This window comes from Eubacterium sp. BL-380-WT-2B (assembly GCF_009696115.1).
In the GTDB taxonomy this organism is placed as follows: Bacteria; Bacillota; Clostridia; order Eubacteriales; family Eubacteriaceae; genus Eubacterium; species Eubacterium callanderi.
Genome location: NZ_VUMP01000005.1, coordinates 128,906 through 143,645, shown reverse-complemented (window position 1 = coordinate 143,645; position 14,740 = coordinate 128,906). Strand labels below are relative to the sequence as shown.

The following is a 14,740-nucleotide window of genomic DNA, read 5'->3' as shown; positions in this document are numbered from 1 at the left end:
TCAAAAGAAAGGAGGCGGTAATCTTGGCAGATAATTTTGGTTTAAAAATCGGAGTGGAAGGCGAAAAGGAATTCAAAAATGCACTTCGTGACATTAACCAAGCATTTAAAGTATTAGGTAGTGAGATGGCTCTAGTCAGTTCCCAGTTTAATAAAAACGATAAATCCATCCAAGCCTTAACTGCAAGAAATGAAGTATTAGAAAAATCCATTGATGCACAAAAAGAAAAAATAGAGACACTACGTGCTGCCCTAGATAACGCCTCTACTTCTTTTGGAGAAAACGATCGTAGAACCCAAAACTGGCAGATTCAACTAAATAAAGCATTGGCTGAACTTAATGGCATGGAGCGGGAACTTGAAAATAACCATAAAGCGCTACGAGACCATGCCGACGCCACAGATGACAGTGCTGATAACATGGAAGATGCCGCTGATGCAGCCAATGAACTTGCAGATAATGTTGATGATGTTGGCGATGAAATGGATGATGCTAGCAAGAAAACCTCTGTTTTTGGAGATGTACTTAAAGCAAATTTGTTATCAGAAGCCATAATTGGTGGGGTAAAAGCTTTAGGCTCAGCCATTGCGGGAATTGGAAAAGCCTTTATAGGCGCTATGAAAGATGGCGTTGAGTACAACGCTCAAATGGAAAACTACACAGCTTCCTTTACCACCATGCTTGGTGATGAGGCTAAAGCTCAAAAGCTGGTTAATGATCTGAAAAAAGAAGCAGCAGCTACACCATTTGGAATGCAGGATCTTGCCCAATCAGCTCAAACCCTTATGAGCTTTGGTATGTCTGCAGAAGAAGCTCAAAAACGCATGAAGCAGCTGGGTGATATATCTCAGGGAGATGCCGAGAAGTTCAAAAGCCTGACACTGGCATTTGCACAAATGTCCTCTACTGGTAAGTTAACCGGACAGGACTTGATGCAAATGATTAATGCAGGATTTAACCCACTAGAGGAGATCTCGCGTAAGACAGGAAAATCCATTGGTGAACTTAAGGATGAAATGTCCAAAGGGGCAATATCTGCAGATATGGTCGCAGAAGCGTTTGCCTCAGCTACATCGGAAGGTGGGCGTTTCTATGGGTCAATGGAAGCTCAGTCAAAAACCTTTTCTGGGCAGATGGCAACTCTCGAAGATGGTGTTGCTTCATTGAAGGGCCAACTTGCTGAAGGTTTAACAACTATGCTTTCCGGTACCGTTCTTCCCATGGTTAATGGTTGGATTGATGAATTATCTCAAGCTTTTGAGAAAGACGGTGTCCAAGGCTTAATTGATGCTTTTGGAGGAATCTTAGAGGAAGCAGTTCAGTTTATATCTGAGCAGTTGCCAATTGTAGTAGATATTGCTTCGCAGATTATTATTTCTCTGGTTCAAGGGCTTACCTCTGCACTACCGCAAATAACAGAAGCCGCAGTCATGCTACTGATGACATTAGTCAATGGAATCATTGAAACACTTCCAGCGCTAATTACAGCAGGTATTCAAATGATTGGCACCATAATAAGTGGAATTGCAGAAGCTCTGCCACAGTTAATTCCCGCTGCAGTTTCAGCGGTGGTACAAATCGTACAGGGGCTTTTGGATAACCTTCCTATGGTTTTAGAAGCAGCTCTGCAACTTGTACTTGGATTAACTCAAGGTATTTTAGATGCCCTTCCAGTGCTGATCGCGGCTTTGCCAGCCATTATTACTGGCATAGTAGATTTTGTTATAGGCGCAATACCTCAAATAATCGAGGCTGGTATTCAGCTTCTGACATCTTTAATTGGTGCTTTGCCAGAAATCATTACCGCCATTGTAGAAGCAATTCCTCAGATTGTTGACGGATTAATCACAGCGATTTTGGGCTCAATCCCACAGCTTATTGATGCTGGGGTTCAACTGCTAGTGGCACTGATTCAAAATCTACCACTAATTATTACAACAGTTATTACCGCTATACCAAAGATTGTATCCTCCCTTGTGAATGCTATTATTGGCAGCATACCACAGATCATTCAAGCAGGAATCATGCTGTTGGTTTCGCTGATTAAGAACCTTCCAGCAATTATAGTAGAGGTTGTTAAAGCAGTGCCACAAATTATTGCGGCACTGGTTAAAGGTTTTACAGGATCTATTTGGCAAATTGCCCAGGTTGGGACCAATTTAATCAAAGGTTTGTGGCAGGGTATTTCAGATGCCGGAGCCTGGCTTTGGGATAAAATCTCAGGTTTTTTTGGTGGTGTAGTAGATAAAATAAAAAAATTCTTTGGAATTCGATCGCCATCTACATTGTTTGCTGGAATTGGCGAAAACATGGGAGAGGGTATTGGTGTCGGTTTTGAAAAAGCCATGAATAGTGTTAGCCAGGATATGCAAAACGCTATCCCTACTGATTTTGACATTAACCCTAATCTGAATATGAATGGAGCCGGTTTTAGTAGCGGATATGGAACAATTGGAGGGTCATTAATTACGATACAGCAGATGATTGTTCGAAGTGAAGACGATATTCGGAAGATTTCACAGGAGTTATACAATTTGATGCAGACAGGATCTCGAGCACAAGGAAGATTTATAACTGCGTAAAGGAGGGCGATGTATGGGCTTTATTTATAACGGTATTAACTCAAAGAATATGAAGATAAAAGCAAGGCTCACAAGTTGGCAGGCATCTCCCGCATTAAGAAACGCGTATGAGGTTGTTCCGGGGAAGGCAGGGGTTGCTGACTTTGGTTGTGATATCTCAGAGCGGATCATTACGATTAGCTGTAGCATATATCCTCAAAAGAGCTTTGCAGATTTAGTGAGCGTGTTAGATGATCTTGCAGAGTGGCTCAACCCAATGAACGGACTTAAGCAGCTTATATTAGAGGATATTCCGAATCGATTCTTTTATGCTCGCCTCACTGAACAAGTAGACTGCGAGAGATTACTTAGAACTGCAGGTGCCTTTGAGTTGAAGTTTATCTGCCCTGATCCTCACGCTTATGCGCTGACAGATGAACAATTCACGATTTCAAGTGTTGGAACTCATGAGCTCCAAAGAATAACCGGGAATACAGATTCAGAACCGATATATCAACTTAAGGGCACAATCAGTGGATCTACATCCACATATATTTCTATTACCACGAATGGAGAGGAACTTCGAGTGGTTGGAGCTTTGACGGCAGATGAAGTGCTTGTAATTGATAGCGGATTAGTGACAGCAAAAATAACCGATGCCAACGGAAATACACTTCGAAATGGGCTTCCAGTCCTGGATGAGTTAAACTTCCCTGTACTTCACAAAGGTGAAAATGAAATAACAGTATCAGCTGTGGGAGCAACATTTTCGGAGCTGAAGATTCTGGCCAAAAGCAGATGGAGGTGATCTGGTGGCAATTAAATCAATCTTAACATCACAGACGGATTTTACGGGTGAGTTTCCTGTAAGCGAGAAGACAGTTGCTCTGTGGCGATTTAATGAAGCCGCACCAGATAGCAACAACATGCTTACAGATGACTCCGGTCATAACAGAAACTTCTTTGTATCCGGATGGTCAGGCACATCCGCCAACTTGTTATCCGGTAGATTAGGAAGATATTTCAGGCAGAATATCATTAATCCAACAAGTGAAAAGACTCATTTAGTGGCTACCAATGACGGTAGCTTTTTTAGTGATTTAGGTGAAAAGATTGTTGTTGGCGGATGGATAAATCCAACTACTTATTCTGTAGGGCAGACATATATCCCGATTTTTAATACTAGACAAGGGCCTGGTCAGCCAATTTTTTATGTTTCTTTATTTCAGGGAAGGTTGCGATTAATGCTGTATAATGCCTCAGGCTCCTTGATATATGATCAGACCGAAACGCCTACTATTACCCTAAAGAATAACGGGTGGTACTTTATCGCTTCTGTTATCGAGGTAAACAACAAAAGGGTGCAGAACTTACTTTGTGACCGAAGTGATGGCGCTGTTTGGCAATCTCCAGTTCGAACATTCACTGGAGACTTAAATCAATCTTGTGTTGCGGATATAGTGATGGGGATGCATGCAAATACCTATTATTACGCAGGAGGATTTGATGACTGGTTTTATGAAAAAGATTCTTTACTTACCATGGAGGATCTTATTTCCTATTTCAAATTTTCAATTTTGGCAAACGGTGGTGACAGTGCTGCTGATGTAGATGCTCTTGCGGATCCTGGCTCTGTCATGTTGAAAGCAACAAGCGGAGTCTATGCACAAAGTGGTCAGCTTTTTACGATAGCAGCTGCCTGTAGTCTTGCAGGAACGGGCAGGGTATCAGTTACAAGTGAATACACCGCAGGTATAACAGCCATAAGCCTAGTGGAAACTTCTACATCAGACGATCTGTCTAGCTGGACTGAATGGCAGGCCGTTGGAGCAAGCGGGGAACTGCAGTCGCCTAACAGAGAATATATCCGCTATCGAATTACATTATCTACTCAAGACACCAGTAGAACTCCTAAACTTCTTGAAATACAACTACATGATATACCAAAACCACCTTATGAGAGACTTGGATTTGCCAGACCAGTTGTGTTGGATACTAACGGTGCTTGGGAAGCAGTGCTAGAGAATGCCTTTGATATCATAGTGACAAGTGAAGTGAATGGCGCTGATATTCTGGAGTTTAAACTGCCATTTCATGATTCCAAGCGAGTGACATTAGACAATGAAAAACAGGTGCAGATCGTCAATGATGTTTATCGTATTCGAACTATAACAGATGAGAAAAGTTCAGATGGTAGAGTTGTAACTCAAGTATATGCGGAAGCTGCCTTTTATGATCTTTCCTTTAGCGCTGAAAAAGAACCCATGGAATTTGTCGCAGAGACACCGGAAGTTCCTATGCGCTATGCCTTACTTGGTACTGGCTGGTCATTAGGAAATGTCACTGTCAGTACAAAACGAACATGGCAATCAACAGAAAAGAATGCATTAGCTATACTACGAACAATACAGAATATTCATGGTGGTGACTTGATTTTCGATAGTGCCAATCGTTTGGTACACCTTTTGACATTTGGCGGTACGGATAGCGGGGCCTTATTCTGCTATAGAAAGAACATGAAAAGTATACAGCGCGTGGTGGATACAAGAAGTCTAATTACCAGGCTTTATGCTTATGGTAAAGATGGCATGACGTTTGCCTCCATCAATGGTAATAAGGAGTATGTTGAGGATTATAGCTATTCATCAGAAGTCAGAGTAGGAACGCTGGATGCTTCATCAATTAGTAACCCTTATCAGCTGCTTGAGTTTGCCAATATGCGCTTAGCTCAGTATGCGAAGCCACGAATCTCATATGTTCTCTCTGCAATGGACTTATCAGTGCTAACAGGATATGAGCATGAGGCATGGAAACTAGGTGACATAGTAACTGTAGATGATAAAGATTTGAAGTTATCTGTCAAAACTCGTGTAGTTCGCAGACAATATAATCTACAAGAACCATGGAAAACAGTGCTGGAGCTATCAACAACTTTAAGAGAATTAGGAGATTCCTCTGCTGGGTGGGATAAAGCAGCCGATATTTTATCTTCCACTGATGTTCTTGACCGTCAGGAATTAAAAGACTTGGTGCCTTTTAATCATCTACGAAATTCACGAGCTGATGATGGTCTAACCTATTGGTTAAGTTCAGGTTTTACAGTTGACCCTAATAATGGTGTATCAGGAACAGCTTCCTTTAAAGCTGAGGGCGTTTTAGGGATGACGAAAAGTCTATCCCAGACCGTTTATCCTGCCAGTAGGAAGAGTTACACTTTCTCAGCGCAGATTGCATCGGAAAACCTTCAGAAAGGGCCAAACGGGCAAGTTGGGATTGAAGTTGTCATTGAATATGAGGATGGGTCGACAGAAACCAGGTTTATCGATCTCTTTTAGGAAGGAGGCAGTGCTATGGCTTATTTTTCACAGACAGCACATGCTATTACACCGAGAGGTATTGGAAAGATAAAGTCGCTTACCATCCGTCTTTTCATTACTGATTGTTCTGGTGAGGTGTTCTTTACAGATATGCTTTTGCAAGGTGGTTCTGTTGCTACGGGCTGGATTGGTCATGTATCAGAAATTAAGTGGACGTTGGATGGGTAGGTGGTGCAGATGCCAGTTACATTTACCAGGTTTGCTGAGACGATTCATTGTAAAGAGGATAAACGAGTAGTAAGCGTAACAGTGAAACTACTTCTTGGAGATTGCACAGGTACTGTTTATTTCACTGATATTCAGGCTCAGGAAGGTGATCGTCTAACCGGTTATACAATTAATACAGAAACGATGCTTCAAAAATTCCGGGAGGGCGGTGTTATTGTTCCCGCTCGTTTTTATAACGGAGTGGTTCGTAGCGGAGAGACGGTTATTCTCTTCAATCTGGGTTCAACTTCCACAGGTCTTGACTGTCATATCTATCCTATACAGAATATGGCTGCGGGTAGTATCCAATTGTCTCAAGGGGCAGGGGCGCATAGGGTAAAGTTTAAAGAGGTCGCTAGCCCAGGCGATACCTTTTCACTACTAGCATCAACCAGACAGTGTTTAAAGAATGGAAATCCAACTGATAAGGAAGGATTTTTTCAATATACAGCATCCGGTGATAGCAAACATGTGGTGAAGCTAGAGGACAGAAAATCAGCTCGGTTATTGTTCGAATTTCAAGAAATGCAGGAAGGAAGTGAGCGCCCTTGATTGATTACCTAAAAGGTAAGCGGTGCATGGTTTGGAGTTTCATGGGAAATGCCCGCATGTATCAGGCGCTACGAGACTATGGCGATCGAATTGATACGGTGGGTATTTTTACTTTTGAAGTGGATATCACCGGGACCATAACAGAAACAGGAACAAGCATATCCAGTATGCTTACTTACATTAACCGCTGGCCTCATATCAAATGGCTACTTACAATCATGAATCATGGTACGGCTTCTATTTTTACAGCCCTTAGAAATAACACCAATGGTGCAAAGGATAAATTTCTTACTGAGATTATTCGCATCATGAATAAGTATCCTTGGTGTGCTGGAGTGGATATAGACTTGGAACGTGGAGGTGGCTATGAAAACAAGGATGCTGCTAATGATCTATTTCGAGACATATATAACACTGTCAAAGCCTATGATTCTTCGAAACTCGTAAATATTTGTCTACCGGGCATGACTGGAGTACAAGGCTCGGTTGGTGGCGAAAACTGGTGTGTTTATGAAGACTTGAATCCCTATTGTGATACAGCAACGATTATGAGTTATGGCATGGCATGGGCAGGATCTGCACCGGGTCCGGTATCTCCCAGGGATTGGTTGGAAGGCATTTATGATTATGCAGTCCGGGTTATGACTCCTGAAAAAATTTTTTTAGGACTGCCTGCATATGGTTGGAACTGGAGAATCCACGATACACCAGAAAATCTGGGCATCACTTATCGTGGGATTTCAAACACATATTATGCGGCACAGCTTTGGATGACAGGGGGATATAACTTTACAGATGATGGACCACCACAGCCCATGATTCCTATCATAGCGTATTGGGATGATTATGATAAGGTGCCTTGGGCCTTGCCACATGTGTATGACTACATGGAAGGCTGGGATGCAGTTTCAAGAACCTATCCTTTACTGGGTGAAACTTATAACCGTCGCAGGTATTTGACTGCCTACAGCAAGCAGCAAAAAACTGAATTTGGCACGATATATGTAGATCGTAGTGGCGGAACCCCTGATAGCTATACTGATAATGTATCGGTTTCTTCTCAAATGATAACACTTGGTGAAGAAGGTGAAGCCGAATACGAATTTGAAATTTCATCTGCTGGTATTTATGATGTAGCCATTCGCATCTCATTTCCCTTCTGGGATAAGAATAGTATTCATGTTTCACTTGACGGGACAAGTAAGGTATTTAGCGAGAATAGGCTGTGGTGGCCATACTGGCGAACAACTTGTTGGCTTTCTTTGGTTTCTGGTGTATTTCTTTCAGCTGGTATCCATACTGTCAGCGTTAGTAGCTCAGTACCAGGTGTGCAGTTCTATGGATTTCGAGTATGTTCGAGTTTTTCTGAAGAACCTTCTGCTGGAGAGGCAGAGTTTATGCTATCCCCTCGCAAATTTAAAGATGTGAACGGTTTAATGGCTGAACCCGATAAAGGTTTTATATTGACCACTGAGGTGCTACGCAGAAAGCCTGATTCAGCACTAATTTGGTATGAAGACTTCAGAGATGACAATCCACTTCCCTCCAGCTACTGGACAGCACTTAGCGGCGAGTGGCAGGTATGGCAAAATCAAAATGATCCCGCCAGTCGTCCCTATTCGCAGCTTGACGGGTATGGCCAAGTGGCGTGGAAGTATAGCGGGTTTTCAGATGTTCATTTGCGGGCAAGGTTGGCCTTTACTCCAGAGGGAAGTGGTCGTGCAGGCATTTTTTGTGGTAATGTCTTTTGCTGTTTAAACTTTAATACACAGCGTATTGAACTATATAATGGTTCTTCTCTAATCGGCAGTTATGCCACTGAAATCGTTAAAACGGCATCAGCAGATCTTCGCTCAAATCCAAGAATGTACACCATTGAAATGAGGATACGAGGTAACTCTGTGAGGGTTTATTCTGGAGCAAGCAATGTTTTGCGCTTTACAGCGACGCTTAGTGGTTTTTCAGGAGGGTATGCCGGGGTTCGGTCTGATGGACGTATTCTATGCGAATTACTTAGACTGGGAGATGCCTGGACTTATGAACCTTATGAAAGGTTTGATGTAACCTTCCCGGATGGAACCACAACTGAGTATGGGCGGCTGGCAAGAACCGGTGTAACATGGGATAGTGAGTTTCAGGTTTTCACAGTTAACAATGATGTGGAGGAAGCTTCTACACGAAACCAGGACATCTCTATGGATTATGATTTCTTCCATTCAGGGCTTTTGCCGCTGGCCTGTGGAAATGATTATTCAGTAAAAATCGTGCCCAAGGACATCAATGTCTGGATTTCACGTTTGTTTCTTGGAGATGCTGACGGTTTTTCTATTCTTTATTATCAGGATGTAGACAGCCTTGTTTATTGGGCAAACGAGGCAGCGTATCGATGGAAGCTTAGAGGAATTGCCATATGGTCTTTAGGACAGGAGGATATGAGACTTTGGGAGGCACTGCCTAAACAAATATAATTAACGATTCAGGAGTGTTTGCGAAAAATTGCAGGCACTCTTTTTATATATTCACCAATCATGAAGGAGGTAAAAATCATGAAGGAAATATGGAATTGGGTACAAGCTGCACTTACAGCATTTGGTGGATTCTTGGGCTGGTTTTTAGGAGGTTTTGATGGTTTTTTATATGCATTAGTGGCATTGATGGTAGCTGATTATATCACTGGTGTCATGTGTGCCATTGTTGATAAGAAGCTATCTAGTGAGATCGGATTTAGGGGCATCTTTAAGAAGGTGCTTATTTTTGTTTTGGTCGGAATTGGACATATGATTGATACGAACCTTATCGGAGAGGGTAGCGTGCTCCGGACAGCCATTATCTTTTTCTATTGCTCCAATGAAGGAATATCTATGCTAGAAAATGCTGGTCGACTAGGACTGCCAATACCAGAACAGTTAAAAGACATTCTTGTACAGTTGCATAACAAAGGAGGAAATGAGTAATGAATCTGAGGAAACTTATTCTAACTGAAAATGCGTGTTATAAGGCAGGCAGAAAGATTACACCGAAGGGCATTATGGTTCATAGCACTGGTGCAAATAATCCGTATCTTCGTAGATACGTTGGACCGGACGATGGCCTGTTGGGTGTAAACGAGTACAACAATCACTGGAATCAGGATAAACCAGGTGGGAGGCAAGTATGTGTTCATGCATTCATTGGAAAGCTTAAGGATGGTTCAATTGCCACTTATCAAACCCTGCCATGGAACCATCGTGGATGGCATGCAGGTGGAAAGGCAAACGATACTCATATTGGTTTTGAAATCTGCGAGGACGGTTTGACCGATGCCGCGTATTTTAATGCGGTTTATAAGGAAGCGGTAGAACTGTGTGTGTATCTCTGCAAGCTCTATAACTTGACCGAAAAAGATGTTATTGGTCACTGTGAAGGATATCAAAAAGGCATAGCAAGTAATCATGGCGATCCGAAAAACTGGTTTCCAAAGCATGGAAAAGGCATGGATACCTTCAGAGCGGATGTGAAAAAGCTATTAAGTGAAGGAGAGAAGCCTGCAGAACAGGAGAAAAAGAAATATTATCGTGTGCAAATCGGTGCCTATTCTGTAAAAGCCAATGCGGAAGCGCAACTTGCCAAAGCTAAGAAAGCTGGTTTTACCGATGCCTTTATTAAGTACGATTAACGAACAGCTAATTTTTATGACCCGAGGAGTATAACAGCTCTTTGGGTCATTTTTTTTGCCTTTTAGGGGTTCGAATCATCAAGGATTTTTGCATATAGGTGCAGGGTTTTCCCTGTAGAAATGGAGGTTGCCTATATGCAGATAACTAAAATTACAGATAAACAAGATTTACTATTAAATCCAAAAAAGAAATATTTAAGTGCTGAGGTGCTTCAAAGAGAATTTGATTATTATAGAGCAGAAAAATTGCTTAGAAAGATGCTCGAAAAAGGCTTAATAACGGAAGTGGAATTCAACAAAATAGACGCACTAAATCGCCAAACTTTCTCTCCATTTTTGAAGGAGATAATGCCCTCAAATCGTTGATATATAAGGGTTTCAGAGGTAATATGTGACCTACCAAGAAGGAGGTGAGAGGATGAAAAAGATAACGAAAATAGAAGGAAATACGGCCAACTCTTTTATTAAGCCAAAAACACGAGTAGTTGCCTACTGTCGAGTTTCTACAGGCAGTGATGAACAACTTGTCAGCTTGCAAGCACAAAAGGCCCATTATGAGAGCTATATAAAGGCTAATCCAGAATGGGAATACGCAGGCTTATATTATGACGAGGGTATCAGCGGCACGAAAAAGGAAAACCGCTCTGACCTACTTAGAATGTTATCAGACTGTGAAACTGGGAGAATTGACTTAATTATTACAAAGTCAATTAGCCGATTTGCCAGAAATACTACAGATTGCTTGGAGATGGTTCGAAAACTGATCGACCTTGGGGTTCATATCTATTTTGAGAAGGAAAACATCAATACGAGTTCAATGGAGAGCGAATTGATGCTCTCCATTTTAAGTGGGCTTGCAGAAAGTGAGTCAATTTCCATTTCCGAAAATACGAAGTGGGCCATTCAAAGACGATTCCAAAACGGAACCTTTAAAATTTCCTACCCACCATATGGGTATCAAAACATTGACGGTCAGATGATAATAAACCCCAAGCAAGCTGAAATTGTGAAGTACATTTTTGCAGAGGTATTATCGGGCAAAGGCACACAGAAAGTTGCAAATGATCTTAATCAAAAGGGTATCCCTTCAAAAAGAGGTGGTCGTTGGACAGCTACTACGATTAGAGGGATTCTGACCAATGAAAAATATACTGGCGATGTTATTTTGCAAAAGACTTATACTGATAGCCATTTTAACAGGCACACCAATTATGGTGAAAAAAATATGTATCTAGTAGAAAACCACCATGAGGCAATTATCAGCCCTGAAGATTTTGAAGCTGTAGATGCCATTCTCAATCAGAGAGCCAAGGAAAAAGGAATCGAAAAACGCAACAGTAAATATCTAAACCGATATTCCTTTTCTAGCAAAATTATCTGCTCGGAATGTGGCAGTACCTTTAAAAGACGGATTCATTCATCTGGTACAAGAAAATACATTGCTTGGTGCTGCAGTAAGCATATCAGCAATATAACGGAATGTTCCATGCAGTTCATTCGAGATGAAGATATAAAGACTGCATTTGTTACGATGATGAATAAACTCATATTCGGTCAGAAGTTTATATTAAGACCACTTTTTCATGGGTTACGTAACCAAAACAATGCAGCGAGTTTTCGTAGAATTGAAGAGTTGGAAACTAAAATTGAAAACAACATGGAGCAGAGCCAAGTACTGACAGGTTTAATGGCCAAAGGGTATCTGGAACCTGCTCTGTTTAATAAAGAAAAGAATGCACTGGAGGCAGAAAGAGAAAGGCTTCTTGCCGAAAAGGATCAACTTACTCGTTCCGTCAATGGCAATTTTGCTAAAGTAGATGAAGTTGACCGTCTGCTTAAGTTTGCCACTAAGTCCAAAATGCTCACAGCTTATGAGGATGAGTTGTTTGAAGATTACGTAGAGAGGATTATTGTCTTTTCACGGGAGGAAGTAGGTTTTGAATTAAAATGTGGAATCACATTGAAGGAAAGGTTGGTGAATTAGATGGGTCACACACCCTATGGATATAGAATTGAAGATGGAAAAGCTGTTGTGGATGAAAAGACTTCTGAGCAGGTAAAAGAATTATTTTCCGGATACTTGGCAGGCCTTTCTTTGAAGGAAGCTGCTAAAAAAGCTGGGATAGATTGTTATCATGCCACAGCAGGTAAGATGTTGCAGAACAAGCACTACCTAGGCGATGAATTTTACCCTCCCATTATTGATGAGGAGACATTTGAAAAAGCCAGAGAAGAAAAACGAAAACGAGCAGAAAAGCTCGGGAGGATAAGGGAACCTAAAGATGAACCGAAAACGGATTACCCTGTAAAGTTCAAAGCAAAACCTCTGGTGCAAAAATATGAAGACCCATACAAGCAGGCGGAATATGCCTACAGTTTGATAGAAAGTGAGGTGTAACAAGTGGCAGTGAGTAGAAATGTCACAGTGATTCCGGCAATTAAACGAGTCGGAAATAATAAAACTAGTGAGAGCAAACCCAAAATACGAGTGGCTGCTTACTGTCGTGTTTCAACGGATAGTGAGGAGCAGGCTTCAAGTTATGAAATTCAGATTGAACATTATACAAACTATATTAAGAAAAACAAGGAATGGGAATTGGCAGGGATTTTTGCGGATGATGGTATCACAGGTACAAATACCAAAAAGCGTGAAGAGTTCAACCGCATGATTGAGGAATGTATGGCAGGAAAAATAGACATGATCATTACAAAATCCATCAGCCGATTTGCCAGAAACACGTTAGACTGCCTTAAATACATCCGTCAGTTAAAAGATAAAAACATCGCTGTATTCTTTGAAAAAGAAAATATCAACACCATGGATTCCAAGGGTGAAATTATGCTGACTATTATGGCTTCCCTTGCCCAACAGGAAAGCCAATCCTTAAGTCAGAACGTTAAGCTGGGCATTCAGTATCGATATCAACAAGGTGAAGTCCAGGTCAACCATAAGCGTTTCCTTGGATACACCAAGGATGAAAACAAGCAACTAGTCATCGACCCCGAGGGTGCAGAGGTTGTTAAACGGATTTATAGAGAGTACCTTGAAGGAGCTAGTCTTTTACAAATATCAAGAGGACTAGAAGCAGACGGTATTCTTACAGCGGCAGGCAAAGCCAAATGGAGACCAGAAACACTAAAAAAGATATTGCAGAATGAAAAGTACATCGGTGATGCCCTTCTACAAAAGACATATACGGTTGATTTCCTTTCTAAAAAGCGGGTCAAGAATAACGGCATCGTTCCCCAGTATTATGTAGAAAACAGCCATGAGCCGATTATTCCAAGGGAGCTTTTTATGCAAGTTCAAGAAGAGATGGTTCGAAGAGCAAATCTTCGTGGCCGCAAAGGCGGTAAAAAGCGAGTCTATAGCAGCAAGTATGCTTTATCGAGTATTGTTTACTGCGGACACTGCGGCGATATTTACCGACGGGTACATTGGAATAACAGAGGCTACAAGTCTATTGTTTGGAGATGTGTTAGCCGATTGGAGGAAAAAGGGTCTGAATGCACTGCTCCTACCATAAACGAGGAAACATTGCAGACAGCAGTGGTCAAGGCTATTAACGAGCTTTTGGCTAACAAAGAACCCTTCCTCTCAACCTTGCAGAAAAACATAGCTACTGTATTTAATGAAGAAAATGATAATGCCACCGATGATATTGAAGGCAAATTGGAAGAATTACAACAACAGCTTCTTATACAAGCAAAGTCCAAGAATGACTATGAAGATGTGGCTGATGAAATTTACCGCCTTCGAGAATTGAAGCAAAATGCACTTGCAGAGAATGCAGAGCGTGAAGGAAAAAGGCAACGAATCGCTGAAATGACTGATTTCTTAAATGAACAATCCTGCGAGTTGGAGGAATATGATGAGCAATTAGTAAGGCGGCTTATTGAAAAAGTTACGGTATTTGATGATAAGCTCACTGTTGAATTTAAATCAGGTGTTGAAATAGATATTGAGATATAGGATATCAGAAATGGCGACCAATTGAGAGGTGTTACTTCCTTGATTGGTGGCTTTTCTTATTTACGGATTGACTTTGACTGTGAATATACGTATAATAATATCAACAATGTTGTTGATATTATTATTAATAAGGAGTGGACAACATGATTGATGTAAATGAGCTATTGGAAGAAGCTATTAGAGAAACTGAAAATCTAAATGATGGCGAAGTTTTTCTTGTTAAAGATTTATTCAAGGGATATGTGTGGAATAGGATACCCAGAAAGGATCGACTTCTGCTTGGAACGTTATTTTTAAACCATGTTAGCAAAATGAATGGTAATTTAAAGGCTATTGAAAAGACTTCATCTAATCAGCAGAGGTATAAAAAGACAATTGATAAGTTTTAACTATCTTTTGTGAAATTAAAAAAATT

The 14,740-nt window shown here is 41.2% G+C and carries 13 protein-coding genes; all 13 read left to right on the top strand.

Annotation, left to right across the window (positions count from 1 at the left end; genetic code table 11):
* Positions 1-23: 23 nt before the first annotated feature.
* The 13 genes from FYJ53_RS11090 to FYJ53_RS11030 all read left to right on the top strand — a co-directional run bounded on the left by FYJ53_RS11090 (position 24) and on the right by FYJ53_RS11030 (position 14,714).
* The gene (locus FYJ53_RS11090; RefSeq protein WP_154557335.1) at positions 24-2,582 is read left to right on the top strand and encodes a tape measure protein; all 2,559 of its coding nucleotides are present in this window, start codon (positions 24-26) and stop codon (positions 2,580-2,582) included.
* A 13-nt stretch (positions 2,583-2,595) separates the two neighbouring features.
* Complete coding sequence (locus tag FYJ53_RS11085) at positions 2,596-3,369, top strand: distal tail protein Dit (RefSeq protein ID WP_021401045.1); 774 nt, start codon at positions 2,596-2,598, stop codon at positions 3,367-3,369.
* A gap of 4 nt (positions 3,370-3,373) precedes the next feature.
* The gene (locus FYJ53_RS11080; protein WP_033860803.1) at positions 3,374-5,896 is read left to right on the top strand and encodes a phage tail spike protein; all 2,523 of its coding nucleotides are present in this window, start codon (positions 3,374-3,376) and stop codon (positions 5,894-5,896) included.
* 15 nt (positions 5,897-5,911) lie between these two features.
* Entirely contained in the window at positions 5,912-6,106 is a 195-nt protein-coding gene (locus FYJ53_RS11075) for a hypothetical protein (RefSeq protein WP_021401116.1), read from the top strand.
* A 9-nt stretch (positions 6,107-6,115) separates the two neighbouring features.
* Entirely contained in the window at positions 6,116-6,697 is a 582-nt protein-coding gene (locus FYJ53_RS11070) for a hypothetical protein (protein WP_033860800.1), read from the top strand.
* Positions 6,694-9,165, top strand: coding sequence for a glycosyl hydrolase family 18 protein (locus tag FYJ53_RS11065; protein ID WP_046058040.1), 2,472 nt, complete (start codon positions 6,694-6,696; stop codon positions 9,163-9,165). Before FYJ53_RS11070 ends, FYJ53_RS11065 begins: the two co-directional genes overlap by 4 nt.
* Positions 9,166-9,243: 78 nt before the next feature.
* Positions 9,244-9,651 (top strand): holin family protein, encoded by a 408-nt coding sequence (locus tag FYJ53_RS11060; RefSeq protein ID WP_033860798.1) that lies wholly within the window; start codon positions 9,244-9,246, stop codon positions 9,649-9,651.
* Complete coding sequence (locus tag FYJ53_RS11055) at positions 9,651-10,352, top strand: N-acetylmuramoyl-L-alanine amidase (protein WP_033860797.1); 702 nt, start codon at positions 9,651-9,653, stop codon at positions 10,350-10,352. The genes FYJ53_RS11060 and FYJ53_RS11055 overlap by 1 nt, the downstream gene beginning before the upstream one ends.
* Before the next feature lie 135 nt (positions 10,353-10,487).
* Positions 10,488-10,718 (top strand): SHOCT domain-containing protein, encoded by a 231-nt coding sequence (locus tag FYJ53_RS11050; protein WP_024400884.1) that lies wholly within the window; start codon positions 10,488-10,490, stop codon positions 10,716-10,718.
* Positions 10,719-10,770: 52 nt separating this feature from the next.
* The gene (locus FYJ53_RS11045) at positions 10,771-12,336 is read left to right on the top strand and encodes a recombinase family protein (RefSeq protein WP_024400883.1); all 1,566 of its coding nucleotides are present in this window, start codon (positions 10,771-10,773) and stop codon (positions 12,334-12,336) included.
* Positions 12,337-12,750: a recombinase family protein gene (locus tag FYJ53_RS11040; protein ID WP_000510187.1), complete on the top strand. Its 414-nt coding sequence runs from the start codon at positions 12,337-12,339 to the stop codon at positions 12,748-12,750.
* Positions 12,751-12,753: 3 nt separating this feature from the next.
* Positions 12,754-14,325, top strand: coding sequence for a recombinase family protein (locus FYJ53_RS11035; RefSeq protein ID WP_003417792.1), 1,572 nt, complete (start codon positions 12,754-12,756; stop codon positions 14,323-14,325).
* A 143-nt stretch (positions 14,326-14,468) separates the two neighbouring features.
* Complete coding sequence (locus FYJ53_RS11030) at positions 14,469-14,714, top strand: single-stranded DNA-binding protein (protein ID WP_000567889.1); 246 nt, start codon at positions 14,469-14,471, stop codon at positions 14,712-14,714.
* The last annotated feature ends 26 nt before the right edge of the window (positions 14,715-14,740 follow it).